The following is an 18189-nucleotide window of genomic DNA, read 5'->3' as shown; positions in this document are numbered from 1 at the left end:
CAGAAAACCCGGCTGCAGCGGCGCCACGTCAGCCACGCCGCTGCAGCCTGATCGCTTCCGTCAGAGTGGCCGCCGCACGGATCACAGCCGGAACAATGATCCGGCGAACATCCCGCAACGACGTCCGCGCCGCCTGAGTTCCGACATTGAGCGCCGCCACAACCTGTCCCGTGCCATCACGCACCGGCGCGGCGACGGAGCGAAGCCCCAGTTCCAGTTCCTGCTCAAGGATGCAGTATCCATCGGCAGCAATGCCATCCAGCACTGCGTCAAGTTCGGCATGGTCAGTAATGGTCTTCGGCGTCCGCGCCGTCAGATTCGCCGGAATATGCGCCTGTCGTTCAGCAGCAGGCAGAGCGGCAATAAGAACGCGGCCCATGGAAGTGCACCATGCCGGCAGGCGTGATCCGACCGACAGATCCACACCCAGAATCCGCCGCGTTTCCGACCGCCCGATATAGAGAATGTCAGGCCCGTCCAGAGTCGCCAGCGACGCGCTTTCATCAATCGACCGGCTGAGGTCATCGAGAACAGGCTGAGCCAGACGGGGCAGCGGCATATCGGCCACTCGCGCCGAGAGCCCCAGCACACGCGGCGTCGGCTGAAAAAGACGCCCGCTTCGTGTCACATAACCTGTCGCGACAAGCGTCAGAAGCGAGCGGCGAACAGCGGCGCGCGGCAGATCGACCAAATGCGCGACATCCGAAAGCGTGAGCCCCTCCGGAGCCGACGCGCAGGACGTCCAGTCCGCGCAAGACCGGTAACGAAATCCCGGCTTTCAATAGCGACGTCCTGTGAGGCTGCTTCCGCGCGATTCATAAACCCTTTGTGCCCCAGAGACCATGAAAGCGGCAAGCCGGATAACCCCGCCTGTCCAGCCATGATTTCACAACAAGGGGAGGACGGATTTCGCCCTTGCCGCCAGCAGGAGAGAGGTGCTGAATGGAATTCATTATACGCCCATAAGTGCGATATACGCACAAAATAAAAAACGACAGGCTGCATCAGTGCCGGAACAGTCCAGGGACGACATCGCATCCGTCGCAAAAAAGGCACAGAAAAATGACGTCCCGACGGAGGCAGTAACAACGGAAACTCATCGTTCTGAACAAAGAATATCGCAGAACGAAAACAAAACCTGCACCCGCCGGCAGGGCAGGGGGATCATCCCGGACGGAAAATCCGTCCAGCGCCGGCCCGTTATCTTTTCCGTGATGACGCGTCGTTTCACTGTCTGAAATGTTTATCGCCTGAAAATGTTCAACACCTGGATCAGTCCCCGGAGAGGGATGTCACAAAAAGGGAAAACCCCATGCGCCCAGTCGTCCTCGCCGTCGCCATCACAGGCTCCGTACCACGCAAATCCGATAACCCGGCACTGCCCGTCACCCCGTCGGAGCAGATCGAATCCACCCATCAGGCTTTTGAAGCCGGCGCATCGCTCGTTCATATCCATGTCCGGAATCCGGATGAGAGTCCGTCCTCAGACCCGGATCTGTTCCGCGCAGTCCAGGAAGGCGTGTCCCGGCACTGCCCCGGAATGATCATCCAGTTCTCGACCGGCGGTCGCGGTCGTGACGCCGGCGCACGTGGCAGCGCCCTGCCGCTCCGCCCGGATATGGCATCGCTCTCAACCGGCTCGGTGAACTTCCCCACAATCGTGTACGAAAACGGAGAAGCTCTGGTCACAAGCCTCGCCACCTCCATGAAAACATACGGCGTGGCCCCGGAAATCGAGATTTTCGATCTTTCGCATATCCATGGCGCCCGCCGGCTGATCGATGCCGGCCTCATGAGCCCGCGCCCGCATGTCCAGTTCGTACTGGGCGTGAAGAACGCCATGCCGGCGGAAGAGCATCTTCTCGACATCCTGCTCGCGGAAAAACAGCGCGTTCTGCCGCATGCAACCTGGACAGCCGCCGGGATCGGCAAATTCCAGACCATGGTCATGGACTGGGTTCTCGTACGGGACGGTGACGGAGTCCGGACCGGTCTTGAAGACAATATCCGGGTCAGTCGTGACAGACTCGCCAGCAGCAACGCGGAACTCGTTCAGATCGCAGCGGAACGCCTTGCCGCGCATGGCCGCCGCCCGGCCACACCCGCGGAAGCACGACACATGCTCGGTCTCCGCGAAGCAGTCTGACTCCCCCGTCACCCGGCCTCACGGGGACCGGACGCAGACCTGAAAGATCAGTCTCCAATGTCAGAAAAATCCGCAGCGATGATGACGCGGAGCTCGTTCCAGAGAGCTCTCGTCGATTTTTCCGTCATGTTCTTCGAACGCTATATGCCCGATCCGTTCGTGATCGCCCTGCTGCTGACATTTGTCACGGCCGCGCTCGCAATGGTCCTGGCCCCGCATCGCTCACCGGCAGCCATTCTCGACGCATGGTATGGCGGCGCGTTTAAGATCGTGGCCTTCGCCTTCCAGATGATGCTGATCCTCGTGACAGGACACGCCGTGGCCGGCGCCGCGCCTGTAAGGCGCGCCCTGAGCCGGCTCGTCTCCGGCGTCAGCACGCCGGGCCAGGCAGTCCTGATGATGTTCCTGCTCGTCGTGCCCGCCACCTGGCTCAACTGGGGACTCGGCCTCGTCGTCGGCGCTTTCGTCGCCCGCGAAATCGCGCGACACGTCCGGGTGGATTACGGCTGGCTCGTCGCCTGCGGCTACACCGCCTGGTGGATCTGCAACAGCGGCCTGTCCAGCTCGATCGCCCTGTCGCAGGCAACCCATGGCAACCCGATGAACATCGTCGAACAGCTGACAGGTCAGATGGTCCCGCTCAGCGCCTCCCTGTTCTCCGCCTTCACCGTCGTGCCGACCATCCTGACCGTCATCACCTCCGCTCTTGTCTTCCCGCTGTTCTGTCCCGCGCCGGAACAATCCGTCTGCCTCGATGTGCATAACGAAAACATCCCGGCCTCCGCACCGTCTCCGATCGCCCGGTCGCCGCGCAGCGCCACCGAACATTCCGTCATTCTGTCCTTCGCCATCGCCCTGTTCGCTCTCGCCGCCCTGGTCCTGCGCTGGTACGAGCACGGTTTCGGCTTCGACATCGACAGCCTCATCCTGACCTTCCTGATCCTCGGCCTCATGCTCCAGAAAACCCCGATCGCCTATGTCAGCGCGGTTCGGGAAGCCATTTCGCAAACCGGCCCGATCCTGCTGCAGTTTCCGTTCTATGGCGGAATCATGGGGATCATGACCGCGACCGGGCTCGCCGGCGTCATCTCCGAATTCTTCGTGCATGTCGCATCCGCGCAGACACTGCCGTTCTGGAGTTTCATCAGTTCGCTTATCATCACATTTCTCGTTCCCAGCGCCGGCGGACACTGGGCCGTGCAGGGGCCGTTCGTGGTTCCCGCCGCCATGAGCCTGCATGCCTCGATCCCGCATGTCATCATGGGCGTGGCCATCGCCGAGAATGTCGCAAACATGCTCCAGCCTTTCTGGGCGGTCCCCATCGTCGCCATCGCCGGCATAGGCATCCAGCGCGTGATGGCCTTCACCTCCATCACATTCCTGATCTCCCTCGTGATCTGCTGCGTCTCCGTCTTCCTGCTGGGCTGAAGGAAAAAACGATGTTTCTCAAAGACAGAACGGCCCTCGTCACCGGCTCCACCTCGGGAATCGGACTGGCCTGCGCCAGAGCCCTCGCGGCCGAAGGTGCAACCGTCATCCTCACGGGTTTCGGAAACCCCGATGACATCGAAAAGGAACGCCGCGCCCTCTCGGAACTGTCAGGGACGGAAGCCCTGTTCATCCCGGCCGATGTCAGCAGACCGGAAGACAACACAGCACTGGTTCACGAAATAACCGACAGGCTGGGCGGCGCCGATATCGTCATCGCCAATGCTGGTATCCAGCATGTCGCGCCGATCAGCACATTTCCCGCTGAACAGTGGGACCGGATTCTCGCGGTCAATCTCAGTTCGCCCTTTCACCTGATGCAGGCCGCCCTGCCACTCATGACAGCAAAAGGATGGGGCCGCTTCATCGCAACCGCCTCCGTTCATTCCGTCATCGCTTCCCCCTTCAAAAGCGCCTATGTCGTCGCAAAACACGGTCTCGCCGGCCTGGTAAAAACCGCCGCGCTGGAAACGGCCGGATCAGGCATCACCATCAACGCGATCTCTCCCGGCTATGTCTGGACACCCCTGGTCGAAAACCAGATTCCCGACACGATGAAGACAAGGGGAATGACCCGCGAACAGGTCCTGAGCGACGTCCTCCTCGCCGCCCAGCCATCGGGCCAGTTCGTCACCGTCGAACAGATCGCCGCGCTGGCGCTGTTCCTGTGCCGCGAAGAAGCCGCGCAGATCACCGGATCGAATTACATGATGGATGGCGGCTACACGGCGAGATAAACCGTCACAGAAGAAAAAGGCGCCCGGATACCTTGCAAATATATACGGAGCGGCTTTTCGGAGCTTTGCCCCGAACCCCACAGGAAACGCGGTCCCTTTGATCCGGGTTCGTTCAGGTCATGACGGAAGGGGAGGGCATAGCCCTGTCCATTGTTACCGGATCAGATAAACACAAAAAAACCGTGGCCCCGATAAAGGGCCACGGTCCGCAAAAACTCATTCTTCCACTGCGGCAGGTCAGCCGCAGCATTCGCAAATCATGACTTTTTCGCAGTCGCACCCTTGGCCGGAGCGTTATTGCTCATTGAATCGACGAAATCGTCAGACACGAACACAATTCCGCCCAGCGCAGAGTTCAGTGCATCAACAGCGCTCTTCGCATCACGACCTTCCGTGAAAACGGTCGCGCGGTTCACCGCTCCCTCGGTCTGGGCAATCGGCGCAAGAGCCACGATGAAGTCCACATCCTCGCCAACGACCTGCATCGTCTCGGCTGCCTGCTGCGTCGTGCCGGTCTTCAGCTGACCGTTGGCCGTTCCGACAGCGGCTTTCTTCTCAGGCGCAAGCGTCTCGCTGGCAATCCACTCACCACCGACCGGAACCCACTCGGTCGGCGTTGTCGACGGAACATGAGACGGCGCCGCTGGATGCTGCGGTGCAGGCGTCAGCGCATTCTCAGCAGCCGTCAGCTTCGTGTCAGCCTTTTTCGCTGCTTCCAGTCGCTTCGTAGCGTCATAAAGCGCAGGAATGGCCTGGTCGGTCTTTCCGGCCGAAAGCAGATCCCGGGCCTGCAGAATATCGACAAGCGCGCGCTGGCCATCATTGGACAGATGCTTCAGTGCCCGCCCGGCCTTATATTTTTCCCAGTTTGTATGAATGGAACCGGCATGGGCAAAGGTCGGTGCCACGGCCAGACCAGCGGCGAGAAGCATTGCAGAAAAACGTTTCATAAACTCAGTATCCCGACAATCAAATGTAACATTTAGTTGCTCGTCTATGATATCGTATTGCATATCGGACAAAAAAGCGCCGCTTCACCAGCGTATACCAGCCATTCTCTGCCGATCGGCCAGCGCCGCACCTTCTCAATGGCGCACAAAAATAACCGGACACGAATTCTGGCACCCTGAAAATTTACGCCAGCGAAATCCCGACAGCCTGCGATAATTCTCCGGCAATCCCCGGCGCCGCCGCCAGAATGGTCCCCGGTCCGTCAAGGCCGCCATCCCGCAGAAACGGCGAAACCCGCGCTCCCGCCTCCGACAGAATGACAAGCGCCGCGGCGACATCCCAGAGATTGATAACGATCTCGATATAACCATCCAGCCGTCCGCAGGCCACGTCCGTCAAAGCCAGCGCCCCTGAACCACCCGAGCGTGGCATAGCGCCCAGATCGAGAACGGCACCGATCTTCTCCATGAAGACCGGCTTCGGCACGCGGTTGCTCCATCCCATCTCGATCATCGCACTGCGCGGATCGGTCACATTCGACGCATGAATTTTTTCGCCGTTGAGCCGCGCTCCATGCCCTCTGAGCGCCGTATATGTTTCGCGCAGGGCAGGGGCCGCAATCACCCCCGCCACCGGCTCATCTCCGTCAAGCAGTCCGAGGGAAACACACCACCGGTTGCGCCCCCGCGCATAGTTGGACGTGCCGTCAATCGGATCGACCACCCATCGAAGACTGCCCTCCCGCGCCCTTCCGCCTTCCTCGCCCTGAAACCCGTCCTCCGGAAACAGAGCCTGCATCCGCTGCGAGATGAACGCCTCAACGGCACCGTCCGTCTCCGTCAGCCAGTCCTGCGCGGATTTCTGAATGGCGACAGGGCCTCCGGAAGGAGGACGCATCGCGAGCGCCATCCGGGCGGCATCATCCACGACAGCGCGGGCGGCTTCAAAACGGCGTTCAAGAGCGGCTGACATTCCAGTCTCCCGGCGCAAAGGCCGGCCTCTGCTGCGAAGACGCCGGCAAACGGCGAATTCCGGTCACGAAAGATATCCAGATAGGCCCCTGAAGTCCGAAAAGTCGACCCCGTGGCCCGCCAGGACACCGGGGAACAGAACACCGGAAAGCAGAATACCGGAGATAAGCACGGGATTTTGTTTTGTCGCAGGCAGTCAGGGCACCTAGCGTCGTAATGCGCATCCCACCTGCCGGCATGAAGAAAAAACAGAAAATATGCAGCAGAGGTTTCGGAACGGCCGGCAAGAAGGGCCGCAAGCCCGAAACCGCGGGTAGCCGCCCGGACAGTCTCCGGGATCTGTTCCAACCGGCTTCAGGACAGAACAATGAATATTCATGAATACCAGGCCAAGGAACTTCTCCGATCCTATGGTATGCCCGTTCCGCGCGGCATTGTCGTCCAGTCCCCGAACGAAGCACGGGACGCCGCGAAATCCCTCGGCGGCAGCCTGTTCGTCATCAAGGCGCAGATCCATGCCGGCGGTCGTGGCGCCGGACATTTCGTGGGTGAACCCGCATGTAGCGGTGTCCGGCTCGTCAGAACGGCGGATGAAGCAAAAGCCGCCGCCTATGAAATGCTCGACCGCATCCTCGTCACCCGTCAGACCGGCCCGCATGGCCGCGTCGCGCGCAAGCTTTACGTCGAGGCCGGCTGTGCGATCGACCGGGAACTCTATTTCTCGATGCTGATCGACCGTGCCGAACGCTGCATCGTCATTATCGCGTCCGAAGCCGGCGGCATGAGCATCGAGGACGTCGCGGAGAAAATGCCGGAAAAAATCCGCAAGGTCGCGATTGATCCGCTGCTCGGCCTCGCGGATCACCAGTCGCGCGAACTCGCGACACGGCTCGGTCTGCACGGACCGCAAATTCATCAGTTCGCGGAAATCGTGCGGTCGGCCTGGACGGCCTTCACAACGCTCGACGCCTCGATGATCGAGACAAATCCCCTCGTCGTCCTGAAAGACGGGTCCCTGATGGCGCTCGATGCGAAAATGGCCTTCGACGATAACGGTCTTTTCCGGCACAAAAACATCCAGGAGCTCCGCGACCCGAACGAGGAAGACCCGCGCGAACAGGAAGCCGCCCGCTTCGGCCTGTCGTATGTCGGGCTCGACGGCACCATCGGCTGCATGGTCAACGGCGCCGGCCTCGCCATGGCCACCATGGACATTATCCACGAGGAAGGGGAATCCCCCGCCAACTTCCTCGATGTCGGCGGCGGTGCCTCGAAAGAAAAGGTCAGCGCCGCCTTCCGCATTCTCCTGGGCGATCCCCGGATCGAAGGCGTCCTGGTCAATATTTTCGGCGGCATCATGCGCTGCGACATCATCGCGGATGCCGTCATCTCATCCTGTCGCGAGGTCGGGCTGAAAGTGCCTCTCGTCGTCCGTCTCGCCGGAACGCGTGTGGAGGAGGGGATGACCCTGATCAGAAATTCCGGACTGGACGTCATCGTCGCCACAGATCTCGGAGACGCGGCCCGCAAAATCGTCGCCGCCGTTCGTGCCCGGAGGATTGCCTGATGTCCATTCTCGTCGATCACGACACCAGAGTCCTCGTCCAGGGGTTCACCGGCGCGCAGGGCACATTCCACTCCCGGGAGTCACTCGCCTACGGCACAAAAATCGTCGGCGGCGTAACACCCGGCCGTGGCGGACAGACACATCTAGATCTGCCCGTGTTCGACACCGTCGAGCAGGCGCAGAAGGAGCTGAAAGCAGACGCGACAGTCATCTTTGTGCCACCTCCGGGCGCTGCCGATGCCATCCTTGAGGCGATCGCGAATGAGATCCGTCTGATCGTCTGCATCACCGAAGGAATCCCGGTCCAGGACATGGTCCGCGTCCGTGCGGAACTGGCCCGCTCACAGAGCCTTCTCATCGGCCCGAACTGTCCTGGCGTCATCACCCCCGACGCCTGCAAAATCGGCATCATGCCCGGCCCGATCCACCGGCGCGGCCATGTCGGCATCGTGTCCCGCTCAGGCACACTGACCTATGAAGCCGTTGCCCAGACCACCGCGCTCGGCATGGGACAAAGCACCAGCATCGGCATTGGTGGCGACCCCATCAAGGGGCTCGACTTCACCGACGTAATCGAAATGTTCCTGGCCGATCCGGAAACGGAGTCCATGATCATGATCGGCGAAATCGGCGGAACATCGGAAAACGACGCAGCTTATCTGCTGCAGAACAGCCGGGTGAAAAAGCCGGTTGTCGCTCTGGTGGCCGGCATCACAGCGCCTCCCGGACGCCGCATGGGCCACGCCGGCGCAGTGGTCTCCGGCGGAAACGATAGCGCAAAGGCCAAGATCGAAGTGCTGCGAGGCGCAGGTATCCACATCGCACCAACCCCGGCGGAACTCGGCACAACCCTGCAAAAGGTTCTGCGCGGCTGAAGACCGGAGCAGCCCCGTTCTCATGACACGGCCTGGCTCCCGCCAGACATTTTATCAGGCCATTTCATCAGCCCGTCTCATCGCAGGCCGTCTCGCCAGCCAAGTCGCAGTTCCCTTCACACATCGCCTGGCTTCAGGTCAGGCGATGATGTCACTGCCGGACCACCCTCCGCCTGACCACCAGAGCCCGCCTGACCCGCGGCCACCGCCAGAAACGCCTCGATATCCGTGCTCATCAGTTTCGGCAGCCGCTCCCGCAGCACATCCTCCGGCCAGTCCCACCAGGCAACATCGAGAAGACGCGAGATGATTTCCGGACTGAAGCGATGCCGGATGGTCCTGGCCGGATTGCCGCCGACGATCGCATAAGGCGCGACCTCTCCGCGCACCAGAGTCCCGGCCGCAATGACAGCGCCATCCCCGATTCTGGTTCCGGAGAGAATGGTACTGCGAGCCCCGATCCATACATCATTGCCGATAACAATATCGCCCCTGGTCGTATGGTCATCCTCGCCCTGAGCGGCCGTCGGCCAGAAATGGGACAGCGTCTTAAACGGATATGTCGTGACAAGATCCGTGCGGTGATTGCCAAGAATCATCGTTACATCCGGACCGATGGAACAGAATCTCCCGATTTCGAGCCCGGCATACTCGGATTCCAGAATCACCGGCGCGCCGTAAGTATGGTCCCCGATCGTCCATCCTTTGTCCGCGATCATCCATGACAGAGCGTGCCGGGTGAGCAGCGAAAAGGAATTTGTGCCAGACATGAATAAGTCTCCGTGGACCGCGATCAGTGACAGCCAGAAAAGTGACGAACAGGCGTCAGACGCGTTATCAGACCACGGATTGATCAGACGCTCCATGACAACAGGACCGTCCGGTTCGTTATCATCGGACAGACCCCATGCAGAGGAGAGCAGACCATGAAAAAGCGCGCACTCGGCAATACCGGTTTTGACATTGCCCCCATCGTCTTCGGCGGCAACGTCCTCGGCTGGACAATCGACGAAAAGACCGGATTCACCGTCCTCGATGCTTTCGTCGATCATGGCTTCAATGCCATCGACACGGCGGACGTATATTCCGTATGGGCGCCGGGAAACAAAGGTGGTGAGTCAGAAACCATCATCGGAAACTGGCTGAAAGCACGTCCCGGAATGCGTGACCGCGTGAAAATCTTTACAAAGGTCGGAATGGATATGCAGCAGCCCGGAAAAAACGGGCTGTCCGAAAAACGAATCCTGCAGGCGGTCGACGAATCGCTCGGTCGACTCGGAATCGAACAGATCGATCTTTATTTCTCCCACCGCTTCGATCCTGATGTGCCGCAGGCTGAAACACTCGGCGCCTATGACAGACTTCTGAAAGCCGGCAAGATCCGTTCGATCGGAGCCTCCAATTTCGATGCCGCCCAGATGGAAGAGGCCCTCGCCACATCACGTGAGCACGGACTGCCCGCCTATCAGGTACTGCAGCCGGAATATAACCTCTGTGACCGCGCCTCCTATGACGGCGCCCTGCGGGATTTCTGCCTCAAAGAAAATCTCGGTGTCGTCACCTATTATTCCCTGGCGTCCGGTTTCCTGTCCGGAAAGTATCGCAGCGAAGCGGATATCGGGAGCAGCAAACGTAAAACCCGCGTCGAGACCTATATGAATCCCCGAGGAACAAAAATTCTCGCGGCTCTCGATCAGGTCGCCGAGCGGCATAACGCCGGAGATGCCGAGGTGGCACTGGCCTGGCTGATCGCACGCAAAGGCGTCACCGCCCCGATCGCGAGCGCCACGAAACTGTCACAGGTCGAAAGCTTCGCAAAAGCCGCGACTCTGTCTCTGTCAGAGAACGATATGGAAATCCTCGAACAGGCTGGCGCTTCGTAACACGCGCTCCCCGCCATTGTCCGGATGCCTCAGAATATTCCAGGGTCCCTGATCGTCAGAGACCGTTTTGAGGCTCCCGTGACAATGGCGGACCGCGCGGATTCAGAAGCGGCAGCCGTCCGGAACACCTGGCAGTGAGGTGCATTCATCGCAAGATGCATCCCAAACCGTGCATTGACCGTCTGAGCAAAATGCCCGCTGAGCAGACCGACGGCCATCGGGGAAGAACTGAGCAGCCTCCTCGGCGCACTCAGATAAAATTCCCCGCGCTCGCTATTCTCGGCGGTACACCATGCGGTCACACCCGCGCGGGTCGCCGGAGATCCGGATGGAAGAAAATCATCGTCCTGAGCGGATGCTTTCACGACAGGAGACAGCAGGAACAGAACGGCCAGACCTGCCAGACAGCGCGCGGGAAGACTCATCAGCGTGATCCGGAGTGTGTCAGGGCAAGGAGCGCCTGCGCCGCCTTGTCCCATGTGTAGAAGTCTGCACGACGATAACCGTTCTCGCGCAGCCGTTCGCTCAACTGCGAATCGTCCAGAACCTGCAGCACCCGCGCCCGAATCGCTTCCGGCTCATCCGGATCGGCATAAACCGCCGCATCGGCGCAGACTTCCTGTAAAGACGGAATCGCTGCGGCCACCACAGGACAGCCGCATGCCATGGCCTCAACCGCCGGCAACCCAAAGCCCTCATAAAGAGACGGAAAGACGAAACAGGACGCCGCCTGATAAAGTGCATGCAACTGACCGTCCGTCACCCGGCCAACATAGAGCGCAGGCTGCGGAAGCACCGCTTCGGCACCAAAAACAGAAGGATTCGCGCCACCGCTGATGACAAGCGGAATCCCGCGCTCATGCAGCGTCGCCGCCAGAGCCGAGAGAGACCGGAGATTCTTGTGCGGAGCCAGATTCCCGACAGCAAGAACAAAAGGGCGGCGAGACAGGTCGTACTGCATCAGAACCGACGGATCGGGAGGCGTCTGCCTGATGTGCTCACCGCCTTCCGGAATCACGCTGATCCGGCTTACTGAAACGCCAAGATAACGGGCGAGCTCCCGCCGGGAAAATTCAGAAACCGTGACGAGCCGCGCATCCGTCCGGCACAGAGATTTCTGCAAAAACCTGTACCAGAGACGAAATTTCCATGAATAACCATACGGTTGTGCAAATACGGCTGCATCATGCAGCACGACAAGCTGGCGGCGGGCGAAAAGCGGTGCCGTATTGCCGAGACTGATCAGTATACGCCTGCCCGCAAAGCGCGGAAGTTCGATCTGCTCCCATAACTGACCGGTCAGCCGGCCGGCCTGCTCCACCGGCAGACCAAATCCCGCACTGTTCGCCAGCCGGCCCCGGGGCGCAAGAAGATGCGGAAGCGTTGACGGCTCCGTCCAGATGCGGGCGACAGCACGGGTCATCTCGCCCGCGAAACGCTGCACACCGCTGAGTGTCTGCGTGGCGAACCGCCCGTTTATGACGAGACCATCTGTATCCGCCATCAGGATGCAAGCAGCCCGTAATGCTGATAAATCTGAATGGGATTACTCGCCACGCCATCAGGTCCCCGCATCGGAGCCTGGGTCAGCACACCCCCGAGAACACGCGCATCATATGTCTGCATCTGTCGCATTGCCTCTTTCATTGAAGCCGGTGTCGTGACACCCCATTTCGCAACAATCACGACACCGTCCGTTTCATGAGACAGAACAGCCGCATCCGGGAAAGCAAGGACAGGGGGCGTATCGAGCACGATCATGTCGTAATGCGGACTCAGATCTGTCAGGATGAGCTGGATTACGGAAGGGGACACCATCCTGTCACTCGGTGATTTCCAGCCCGCAATCGTCATAACGTCCACACCAGGCAGAACATCCCGCGCCAGTTCATCATGGCGGATGACAGCCGGTGTCTTTTTTCCGCGACTTTCCCGGGGAGCCAGCCCGACCAGTTGCATGGCTGAAGGCCCTCGCGTATCGCAGTCGATCACAAGCGCCCGTTTGCCCGAACGGCCTGTATTACCGGCCAGCGACAGCGCAAATGTCGTTTTACCCTCATCCGGTCCCGGAGACGTCACAACAATCGTTTTCGCCCGCAGGCGACTTTGCCCAAAAGACAGAATCGTCCGGACCGCTTCCACCATTTCGATATACACGGATGAACCAGGCGTCCGGTAAAGGTTCGCGAGACCTCCGGTAAAAGACGGCAGAAAACCAAGAGTGAACAGGCCAGGAACAGATTCCATCTCGGATGGACTACGCATGCCCTGTTTAATCCGGTCCAGAACAAGAGCCGTGCCAACTCCCACAATTCCCGAAAACAGCAGTGCAATGGCCATATACTGTGTCCGCGGCGGTCCAGACACACCAAGCGTTTTCTCTGCTCTTGCAATGAGCTCGGCCTCGGGCTCCTGTAATGTCGCTTCCGTGGAAGTCTGCGCGAAACGGCCCAGATAGTCCTGATAGACTGCCCGCGCCGCATTCGCCTCGCTCTCAAGCTGCTTCAGTGTAACATTCGCCTCATTTTCCTGGGCAACGCGACTCTCGAGCTTTCTCACTTCAAGAGTAAGCTCGTTGACACGGGATTCCGCACTCTCAAGATCCTTGGAACTGCTGCTTGAAATCCGGCTGATCGCCACACCGATCTGCTGATGCACATGGGCCGCAGCCGCACGGGCCGCCAGCAGCTCAGGATTCGCATCCCCTGCTGTGCTCGCCAGACTAGCGATACGGGCATTCAGCTGCGTCTCCTGCCCCTGAAGCTGCTGCACAAGCGGAGACGAGAGCGCCTCGACAGTGTTGGAAGCTCCACCGTTATCACGCATCTGGCTGGCCCTCGCGCGTTTCTCATCCAGGTCCGCCTGAGCGCGAATCAACTCACGATTGGTCTCCACAAGCTGCTGATCGGCTACCGTAATACTGCTGCCCTGGGTGCCCGGGCTGCCCGAATGTTCCATTTCCGCCGAGATCAGGCCGTTTTTCTCCCGATATGTCTCAGCCGCCTGCTCGGCCTTCCGGAGCCTCTCACGGAGCGGTACAATCTGCTCATCAAGAAGACCGTTCGCCCGCCACGTCGCGTCGATCTTCATCCGCCGCTTAAAGTCCAAGAAAACGTCCGCATAGGTATTGGCAATACTCTGGCTCAGTTCCGGCCGGTCTGTACGAGCAGTGACAGTAATAATGTAGGACCGGCCGTCATTGAGAATGGTGACATGCTTCATCAGAATGTCGCGTGCAACCTGCAGGCGTTCGGCCGGAGTAAGAGGTTTGTTATCCGGCGGACTGCCAAACCTGGTCAGGATCCACGTCATGATGCGGGCCTTGAGGGGCACGGAGTCGGTAAGCTTCCGGAAATACGGATCATCAACCAGCTTCAGGCGCTCTGCGACAGACATAGCCGTCGCCGGACTTTTCAGAATGCCGACTTCCGTGTTGATCGCCACAGTATCGACATCCAGCGAGGTCTGCGTCGCCTGAAGATCCCGAAACTGAGCCTGATGGGTCCCGACTATCAGCGCCGCCACCGAGTCATAATAAGGCGGTATCATCTTAATGCCGACACAGGCCGGCAGTCCGATAACAAGAAATACGATCATCACCGCCAGCCAGTGCCGCCGCACGACACTGAAAATCTTCAGCGGCGAAACGGTCGACGGATCATGAGTCTCATGACGGGAAGGACCATTGAACGGCGGCAGCTGAACGGCATTCATCGGAACGTTTCCATACGACAGACGGTTATAACGGAATCAGATTTTCAGGCGTCGCACCAGGAAAACGACAGAGAAGCCCTTACCGCTATCTGGCGCCTCTCTGCAAAAGAACCGCAGGCAATGTCCGCGCAAGAATAACAAGATCGTTCCGGAAACTCCATTCGCGGACGTATTGAGTATCCAGAGCAACCCGCTCATCATAGCTTGTGTCACTGCGACCGCTTATCTGCCACAGACCGGTAATGCCAGGACGAACCGCCTCATAATAATGAGCATTCTGTTCGTAATATTTCAGTTCATCACGAACCACCGGTCTGGGTCCTACAAGACTCATTTCAGCGCGCATCACATTGATGAGCTGCGGAAGCTCATCAAGACTCGTACGCCTCAGAAAGCGGCCGACCGGTGTAACGCGTGGATCTTTCGTGAGTTTCCTGCAGACTGACCATTCAGCCGCAGCAACGGGATCAGAGGCCAGGTGGTCAGCAAGAGCCTGATCAGCATTCACGGTCATGGTACGGAATTTCAGGCAATGAAACATATTCCCATGCTGCCCGACACGCAGATGACCGTAAAAACCCGGGCCACCATCCCGCCGGACAAGAAACCAGATCACCGCGAAAACCGGCAGCGCCATGAGAAATAAAAGCGTTGAAATCGTCACATCAAAAACAACTTTCGCCAACTGGCTGCCCGTTCTGCGAACAGCCGGGTCAGCCTCCGCAGCAGAGATATCGCGAGGAAATTTATCGGACAAATCAGGTGCTGACGTCATACCAGGTTCGGTATCGTAACTGTTTCTGTTCTGTTTTTCTGCGCTGCCGCCGCGAAACCATAACGCACTATCTTTATGATCTTTTTTTGCCGCACCGGAGAAAGACGAACGCATTGTTAACCTCCAGATGCAACATTCTGGCTTCTGATGAAGCTGTAATGAGTCGAGAACACAGCTTAATTCCGAAAAAAAACGACAGAGTATTTTTACGGATAAATCTCTCGCCACGGGCTCATATGTAAATTCTCGTGCGACAATACCAAAAACAAAGCCGGGCCGTCTATCACGAAGATGTGAAAACGAGCTATTAACGACTCAACATAGCGCCAGATGTGAAGTAGTCATCAAACTGGCTTCTTTATCACTTTTATAATGGACGCAGGGTTACAGCCGGCTGTAAGTGAGTTCGCATTGCTCCGTGCTGAGAATCGTCTCAGCCTGTGGTGCGGAAGGGGTCCGGGTAAAAGGCATGAGCAATAACATGTCGATGCTTCACCGGGTTCTTGGCATTGCCGCTTTACTGATTCCGGTAGCCGCTCAGGGCCAGGTCGTGGATCAGTATTTTCCTGCACTTGGCACCGGAGCCGGCGAACTCAGTGAGGAGCCAGCACAGATTCGTGCAACTCAATCCTACCAGCCCCTCGGGGCGCGATGGGGTCCTCTTTCAATACAGGCAGACGGTACCGAGACAATCGGATACGCCAGCAATGTCGACCTTCTTCCCCAGGTGCGACACAGCAGTGCGTCCATCGAGACCCAGGGTCATCTGGGTGTCGTAGCAATGTTCGAGCATGACAATCAGGCACATGCGGATATCAGCGTTGATGACACGCGATATCCGTCTCGATCCCTGCAGAACCGGACTACCTGGAATGCCAGTATTGGCGCAACTCACCATTTCGGACGCGACGTGCTTGGGGCAGCTTTTACGCATCTGTCGCTTGTTCAGACACCGACCGAATCAGGCGCGCTTATTCTCGTGGGTCGGATTCCGTATAATCTTGATGACGGTCGTGTCAGCTATCTGCTTCAGACACGTGGCCGACTAAGCTTTATCCCGGAACTGAATGTCCAGCATTATTATTTCGGAAATCCTCCTGTCACAGACAGCGCTTCCCCCCCCCAGAGCCAGGGCTATCGTAACAGAGTTATTGTCAATGAAGGATTTACTGCCCGTTACGAACTTCTGAAAAACAGCCATCTGCTGTTTATCGCGCGGGGAACTGAAATTCAGTATGAGCAATCTAATCCGGGTTATCCTGCCAGAAATTCTAACGGGTTTTCTGTCCTGGGAGGCTTCGATTCCAATGAGGCCAGTCCCATTACGTTCCGTGCCGTTGTCGGCTATCAGCTAAGAAACTATTCTGCGCAGCTTTACGGGCGCATCACTTCGCCAATCGCGGAAGCATCGCTGCGCTGGGCTCCGACCCGACTTACATCGGCCGTTATAAGCGTTACGCATGGCATTGAGGATTCTGCGTTCGAATCAGTCGTGGGTTACACGAACACTCAGGCCCGGGTCACGGTGACGCATGCCTTTTCCCGTAATATTGTCTTCGGGGTCCATGGAGAGGTCAGCAGCGCCGCTTATCCCGCTACATCGTCAGCCCTTGTCGGGACGCCGATTTATCAGCCGGCACATGACCAGAATATGTACGGATTCGGTATTAATGGTACAATATATCTCAATCGTCACATTTCTCTGACCTTATCCTACGATTATTCCAGTCAGAGCGCATATCTGGGTCCGATGTTCCCGGTTCATTACATTATGGGAGGCGTTCATTTCGCGCTCTGAAGCTTCCGTTGCGAAAATGCCACGCAGGAAAAACAGGCTCAAAACCCGAAGCGCTGCTTTTTTGTTCTGAACCGATTTTCATGCGAGTGGGTAAGAGTTTTTTGAAAGTTTCGTTGTCAACGCTGAGAGATAGGATTTCAAATATGGCGGCGTCGGGTTTCAGTTTTCGCCGGATCAGGCGATCGGTCGTGCCGATGGGCTGCATCGCGCTGTCTCTCGCAGCCTGTGCAGATGGTTCCGGGCTGCGACCAGTGCCTCACTATGATCCGGGTCAGTACACGCTCGGTGTCGACGACCAGATCCGCGTCATAACCTATGGTCAGGATCAGCTTAGTTCTGATTTCCGGATCGACAGTAATGGCAAGGTCGCCTTTCCGCTGACCGACGGCCTGCAGGCCGCAGGGCTGACAACAGGGCAGTTTGCTGATGAGGTGCGTGGAGCACTCGAAAAGTCACGTATGCTGCGCGATCCGAAAGTTTCCGTCGAGATAACGGCATATCGCATGATCGCGGTTCTGGGCGAAGTCGCACGACCCGGCCAGTATCCCTATCAGCCTGGTATGACGATGCTGACCGCGGTTGCCGCTGCCGGAGGCTTTACCTACCGCTCGCTTGAAAGTCGCGCATATGTCGTACGTCAGGAGGGCGACCATACTGTTGTCGGTAAACTGAAACCACAGGATTACGTCAAACCTGGTGACGTCCTGAAGATTTACGAGCGCCATTTTTAAAGAGAGTTACCAAACTCTGAGGGCCTTTGTTTTAGTGCCGTAGCGGCGGACCGAGAATACTCCGTTCGGCACCCCTGATTACAGCAACAACCCGGTCCAAAGGCATAAATGCCACCACATCCAGCAGGAAGAATGAGGACCCGACCAGACAGCGTGTACAGCCATTCCCCGGAAATGTCATTCCGCCGGAAGGTCTAAGGAAGCCGTTATACCCGACGGTCAGAAACCCCGGCGAATATGGCGCAGCGTCACAGCAACACCTGAAATAATCGGATACCAGGCCGCCACGCCCAGGGCCACTGCTATCAGAACCCCACGTGCCGCCCGGGCGGGGTCGCCTGTCTCCGGAGGCAGTGCATCCGCTTCCGTATTCATTGTCTGTAACATGCCTGTCGAGGATGAAGTGCTCATGATTTTTCAGACTTCTATAACGGTGTTCCGGCAGAATCGTTCATAAGTGTTAACGTCGTGCTAACGTTGCGTCGGCTGGTGAAGAAAAGCTGTCGATGACAGGATCAGTCCGGGAGTGACCGATCCTAGAGAGCAGTTATGT

17 protein-coding genes and 1 pseudogene are annotated in these 18189 nt (G+C 58.3%); 8 read left to right on the top strand and 10 right to left on the bottom strand.

Annotation, left to right across the window (positions count from 1 at the left end; translation table 11 throughout):
- Positions 1 to 28: 28 nt before the first annotated feature.
- Together GOB93_RS03000 and GOB93_RS21920 are read right to left on the bottom strand one after the other, a co-directional pair.
- Complete coding sequence (locus GOB93_RS03000) at positions 29 to 559, bottom strand: IclR family transcriptional regulator domain-containing protein (protein WP_277877206.1); 531 nt, start codon at positions 557 to 559, stop codon at positions 29 to 31.
- Positions 560 to 631: 72 nt separating this feature from the next.
- A pseudogene (locus tag GOB93_RS21920) lies at positions 632 to 721 on the bottom strand (helix-turn-helix domain-containing protein); the annotation flags it as partial.
- Positions 722 to 1312: 591 nt separating this feature from the next.
- Between GOB93_RS21920 and GOB93_RS02995 the strand changes: the two are divergent.
- Genes GOB93_RS02995 through GOB93_RS02985 form a run of 3 tightly spaced genes read left to right on the top strand, consistent with a single transcriptional unit; the run spans position 1313 to position 4371 of the window.
- Positions 1313 to 2146, top strand: a complete 834-nt coding sequence (locus GOB93_RS02995) for a BKACE family enzyme (RefSeq protein ID WP_173582053.1) — start codon at positions 1313 to 1315, stop codon at positions 2144 to 2146.
- Positions 2147 to 2203: 57 nt separating this feature from the next.
- Complete coding sequence (locus GOB93_RS02990; RefSeq protein WP_173582052.1) at positions 2204 to 3574, top strand: TIGR00366 family protein; 1371 nt, start codon at positions 2204 to 2206, stop codon at positions 3572 to 3574.
- 11 nt (positions 3575 to 3585) lie between these two features.
- Entirely contained in the window at positions 3586 to 4371 is a 786-nt protein-coding gene (locus GOB93_RS02985; protein ID WP_173582051.1) for a 3-hydroxybutyrate dehydrogenase, read from the top strand.
- Between the two features lie 257 nt (positions 4372 to 4628).
- On the opposite strand, the gene GOB93_RS02980 is transcribed toward GOB93_RS02985, so the two are convergent.
- Together GOB93_RS02980 and GOB93_RS02975 are read right to left on the bottom strand one after the other, a co-directional pair.
- Positions 4629 to 5321 carry a YfdX family protein gene (locus GOB93_RS02980; protein ID WP_173582050.1) on the bottom strand — a complete coding sequence of 231 codons (693 nt, stop codon included), beginning with the start codon at positions 5319 to 5321 and terminating at the stop codon, positions 4629 to 4631.
- Between the two features lie 184 nt (positions 5322 to 5505).
- Positions 5506 to 6294 carry an inositol monophosphatase family protein gene (locus GOB93_RS02975; RefSeq protein ID WP_173582049.1) on the bottom strand — a complete coding sequence of 263 codons (789 nt, stop codon included), beginning with the start codon at positions 6292 to 6294 and terminating at the stop codon, positions 5506 to 5508.
- Positions 6295 to 6660: 366 nt separating this feature from the next.
- On the opposite strand from GOB93_RS02975, the gene sucC reads away from it, so the two are divergent.
- Together sucC and sucD are read left to right on the top strand one after the other, a co-directional pair.
- A complete protein-coding gene (gene sucC, locus GOB93_RS02970; RefSeq protein ID WP_173582048.1) occupies positions 6661 to 7860 on the top strand; it encodes an ADP-forming succinate--CoA ligase subunit beta in 1200 nt (399 codons plus the stop codon).
- Positions 7860 to 8735, top strand: a complete 876-nt coding sequence (gene sucD, locus GOB93_RS02965) for a succinate--CoA ligase subunit alpha (protein WP_173582047.1) — start codon at positions 7860 to 7862, stop codon at positions 8733 to 8735. The genes sucC and sucD overlap by 1 nt, the downstream gene beginning before the upstream one ends.
- A 116-nt stretch (positions 8736 to 8851) precedes the next feature.
- Here sucD and GOB93_RS02960 read toward each other — a convergent pair whose 3' ends face one another.
- On the bottom strand, positions 8852 to 9505 hold the full coding sequence (locus tag GOB93_RS02960; protein ID WP_173582046.1) for a CatB-related O-acetyltransferase: 654 nt from the start codon (positions 9503 to 9505) through the stop codon (positions 8852 to 8854).
- Between the two features lie 156 nt (positions 9506 to 9661).
- On the opposite strand from GOB93_RS02960, the gene GOB93_RS02955 reads away from it, so the two are divergent.
- Entirely contained in the window at positions 9662 to 10618 is a 957-nt protein-coding gene (locus tag GOB93_RS02955) for an aldo/keto reductase (RefSeq protein WP_173582045.1), read from the top strand.
- A gap of 29 nt (positions 10619 to 10647) precedes the next feature.
- On the opposite strand, the gene GOB93_RS02950 is transcribed toward GOB93_RS02955, so the two are convergent.
- The 4 genes from GOB93_RS02950 to GOB93_RS02935 form a co-directional block, all read right to left on the bottom strand.
- Positions 10648 to 11043 carry a hypothetical protein gene (locus GOB93_RS02950; RefSeq protein WP_173582044.1) on the bottom strand — a complete coding sequence of 132 codons (396 nt, stop codon included), beginning with the start codon at positions 11041 to 11043 and terminating at the stop codon, positions 10648 to 10650.
- Positions 11043 to 12122, bottom strand: coding sequence for a glycosyltransferase family 4 protein (locus tag GOB93_RS02945; protein ID WP_173582043.1), 1080 nt, complete (start codon positions 12120 to 12122; stop codon positions 11043 to 11045). Before GOB93_RS02945 ends, GOB93_RS02950 begins: the two co-directional genes overlap by 1 nt.
- Positions 12122 to 14332, bottom strand: a complete 2211-nt coding sequence (locus GOB93_RS02940; protein WP_173582042.1) for a GumC family protein — start codon at positions 14330 to 14332, stop codon at positions 12122 to 12124. Before GOB93_RS02940 ends, GOB93_RS02945 begins: the two co-directional genes overlap by 1 nt.
- 85 nt (positions 14333 to 14417) lie before the next feature.
- Positions 14418 to 15017 carry a sugar transferase gene (locus GOB93_RS02935; RefSeq protein WP_242010500.1) on the bottom strand — a complete coding sequence of 200 codons (600 nt, stop codon included), beginning with the start codon at positions 15015 to 15017 and terminating at the stop codon, positions 14418 to 14420.
- Between the two features lie 559 nt (positions 15018 to 15576).
- Here GOB93_RS02935 and GOB93_RS02930 point away from each other — a divergent pair.
- Positions 15577 to 16905 (top strand): outer membrane beta-barrel protein, encoded by a 1329-nt coding sequence (locus tag GOB93_RS02930; RefSeq protein WP_242010499.1) that lies wholly within the window; start codon positions 15577 to 15579, stop codon positions 16903 to 16905.
- 143 nt (positions 16906 to 17048) lie between these two features.
- Positions 17049 to 17636, top strand: a complete 588-nt coding sequence (locus GOB93_RS02925; RefSeq protein ID WP_173582040.1) for a polysaccharide biosynthesis/export family protein — start codon at positions 17049 to 17051, stop codon at positions 17634 to 17636.
- Positions 17637 to 17855: 219 nt separating this feature from the next.
- Here GOB93_RS02925 and GOB93_RS02920 read toward each other — a convergent pair whose 3' ends face one another.
- A complete protein-coding gene (locus GOB93_RS02920) occupies positions 17856 to 18047 on the bottom strand; it encodes a hypothetical protein (RefSeq protein ID WP_173582039.1) in 192 nt (63 codons plus the stop codon).
- Positions 18048 to 18189 lie beyond the last annotated feature (142 nt).

This window comes from Acetobacter musti (assembly GCF_011516835.1).
GTDB lineage: Bacteria > Pseudomonadota > Alphaproteobacteria > Acetobacterales > Acetobacteraceae > Acetobacter > Acetobacter musti.
The sequence above is the reverse complement of the archived record's forward strand: the minus strand, read 5'-3'. Positions and strand labels throughout refer to the sequence as shown.

What these genes read in the sequence shown, in the direction of transcription:
- GOB93_RS03000 (WP_277877206.1), bottom strand. Translation starts at nt 559, where the DNA reads ATGCCGCTGCCCCGTCTGGCTCAGCCTGTTCTCGATGACCTCAGCCGG.
- GOB93_RS02995 (WP_173582053.1), top strand. Translation starts at nt 1,313, where the DNA reads ATGCGCCCAGTCGTCCTCGCCGTCGCCATCACAGGCTCCGTACCACGC.
- GOB93_RS02990 (WP_173582052.1), top strand. Translation starts at nt 2,204, where the DNA reads ATGTCAGAAAAATCCGCAGCGATGATGACGCGGAGCTCGTTCCAGAGA.
- GOB93_RS02985 (WP_173582051.1), top strand. Translation starts at nt 3,586, where the DNA reads ATGTTTCTCAAAGACAGAACGGCCCTCGTCACCGGCTCCACCTCGGGA.
- GOB93_RS02980 (WP_173582050.1), bottom strand. Translation starts at nt 5,321, where the DNA reads ATGAAACGTTTTTCTGCAATGCTTCTCGCCGCTGGTCTGGCCGTGGCA.
- GOB93_RS02975 (WP_173582049.1), bottom strand. Translation starts at nt 6,294, where the DNA reads ATGTCAGCCGCTCTTGAACGCCGTTTTGAAGCCGCCCGCGCTGTCGTG.
- sucC (WP_173582048.1), top strand. Translation starts at nt 6,661, where the DNA reads ATGAATATTCATGAATACCAGGCCAAGGAACTTCTCCGATCCTATGGT.
- sucD (WP_173582047.1), top strand. Translation starts at nt 7,860, where the DNA reads ATGTCCATTCTCGTCGATCACGACACCAGAGTCCTCGTCCAGGGGTTC.
- GOB93_RS02960 (WP_173582046.1), bottom strand. Translation starts at nt 9,505, where the DNA reads ATGTCTGGCACAAATTCCTTTTCGCTGCTCACCCGGCACGCTCTGTCA.
- GOB93_RS02955 (WP_173582045.1), top strand. Translation starts at nt 9,662, where the DNA reads ATGAAAAAGCGCGCACTCGGCAATACCGGTTTTGACATTGCCCCCATC.
- GOB93_RS02950 (WP_173582044.1), bottom strand. Translation starts at nt 11,043, where the DNA reads ATGAGTCTTCCCGCGCGCTGTCTGGCAGGTCTGGCCGTTCTGTTCCTG.
- GOB93_RS02945 (WP_173582043.1), bottom strand. Translation starts at nt 12,122, where the DNA reads ATGGCGGATACAGATGGTCTCGTCATAAACGGGCGGTTCGCCACGCAG.
- GOB93_RS02940 (WP_173582042.1), bottom strand. Translation starts at nt 14,332, where the DNA reads ATGAATGCCGTTCAGCTGCCGCCGTTCAATGGTCCTTCCCGTCATGAG.
- GOB93_RS02930 (WP_242010499.1), top strand. Translation starts at nt 15,577, where the DNA reads ATGAGCAATAACATGTCGATGCTTCACCGGGTTCTTGGCATTGCCGCT.
- GOB93_RS02925 (WP_173582040.1), top strand. Translation starts at nt 17,049, where the DNA reads ATGGCGGCGTCGGGTTTCAGTTTTCGCCGGATCAGGCGATCGGTCGTG.
- GOB93_RS02920 (WP_173582039.1), bottom strand. Translation starts at nt 18,047, where the DNA reads ATGAGCACTTCATCCTCGACAGGCATGTTACAGACAATGAATACGGAA.